Origin of the sequence: Paenarthrobacter sp. NPDC090517, from assembly GCF_044769165.1 — a bacterium.
In the GTDB taxonomy this organism is placed as follows: Bacteria; Actinomycetota; Actinomycetes; order Actinomycetales; family Micrococcaceae; genus Arthrobacter.
Map to the genome: position 1 here is coordinate 1 of NZ_JBIVXN010000015.1, position 1,742 is coordinate 1,742.

Annotated in this window: 1 rRNA gene; it reads left to right on the forward strand. The window is 56.5% G+C overall.

Annotation, left to right across the window (positions count from 1 at the left end):
- Positions 1–48 precede the first annotated feature (48 nt).
- Positions 49–1,569 (forward strand): 16S ribosomal RNA (locus ACIQTW_RS21775).
- The last annotated feature ends 173 nt before the right edge of the window (positions 1,570–1,742 follow it).

Genomic DNA, 1,742 nt, shown 5'->3' on the forward strand with positions numbered 1-1,742 from the left:
CCGTTATTTCCGGTGGGTGTGGTTGTGTCTGTTTGGTTTTGTTTTACTTCAACGGAGAGTTTGATCCTGGCTCAGGATGAACGCTGGCGGCGTGCTTAACACATGCAAGTCGAACGATGATCCCAGCTTGCTGGGGGATTAGTGGCGAACGGGTGAGTAACACGTGAGTAACCTGCCCTTGACTCTGGGATAAGCCTGGGAAACTGGGTCTAATACCGGATACGACCATCTGGCGCATGTCATGGTGGTGGAAAGCTTTTGTGGTTTTGGATGGACTCGCGGCCTATCAGCTTGTTGGTGGGGTAATGGCCTACCAAGGCGACGACGGGTAGCCGGCCTGAGAGGGTGACCGGCCACACTGGGACTGAGACACGGCCCAGACTCCTACGGGAGGCAGCAGTGGGGAATATTGCACAATGGGCGGAAGCCTGATGCAGCGACGCCGCGTGAGGGATGACGGCCTTCGGGTTGTAAACCTCTTTCAGTAGGGAAGAAGCGAAAGTGACGGTACCTGCAGAAGAAGCGCCGGCTAACTACGTGCCAGCAGCCGCGGTAATACGTAGGGCGCAAGCGTTATCCGGAATTATTGGGCGTAAAGAGCTCGTAGGCGGTTTGTCGCGTCTGCTGTGAAAGACCGGGGCTCAACTCCGGTTCTGCAGTGGGTACGGGCAGACTAGAGTGCAGTAGGGGAGACTGGAATTCCTGGTGTAGCGGTGAAATGCGCAGATATCAGGAGGAACACCGATGGCGAAGGCAGGTCTCTGGGCTGTAACTGACGCTGAGGAGCGAAAGCATGGGGAGCGAACAGGATTAGATACCCTGGTAGTCCATGCCGTAAACGTTGGGCACTAGGTGTGGGGGACATTCCACGTTTTCCGCGCCGTAGCTAACGCATTAAGTGCCCCGCCTGGGGAGTACGGCCGCAAGGCTAAAACTCAAAGGAATTGACGGGGGCCCGCACAAGCGGCGGAGCATGCGGATTAATTCGATGCAACGCGAAGAACCTTACCAAGGCTTGACATGAACCGGAAAGACCTGGAAACAGGTGCCCCGCTTGCGGTCGGTTTACAGGTGGTGCATGGTTGTCGTCAGCTCGTGTCGTGAGATGTTGGGTTAAGTCCCGCAACGAGCGCAACCCTCGTTCTATGTTGCCAGCGCGTTATGGCGGGGACTCATAGGAGACTGCCGGGGTCAACTCGGAGGAAGGTGGGGACGACGTCAAATCATCATGCCCCTTATGTCTTGGGCTTCACGCATGCTACAATGGCCGGTACAAAGGGTTGCGATACTGTGAGGTGGAGCTAATCCCAAAAAGCCGGTCTCAGTTCGGATTGGGGTCTGCAACTCGACCCCATGAAGTCGGAGTCGCTAGTAATCGCAGATCAGCAACGCTGCGGTGAATACGTTCCCGGGCCTTGTACACACCGCCCGTCAAGTCACGAAAGTTGGTAACACCCGAAGCCGGTGGCCTAACCCTTGTGGGGGGAGCCGTCGAAGGTGGGACCGGCGATTGGGACTAAGTCGTAACAAGGTAGCCGTACCGGAAGGTGCGGCTGGATCACCTCCTTTCTAAGGAGCTGCTAGCAACTGCTGGTGTCCGTGCATGCGGATATGTAAGTGGTTGTCAGTGTTGCCCATTGCGCAGGCGTCTGTTCTGCGGTGGGTGCTCATGGGTGGAATATCAACGAATCAAACTTGTTTGGCATGGCCTTCACCGGTTGTGTCCTGGTGCCAGTACGGCG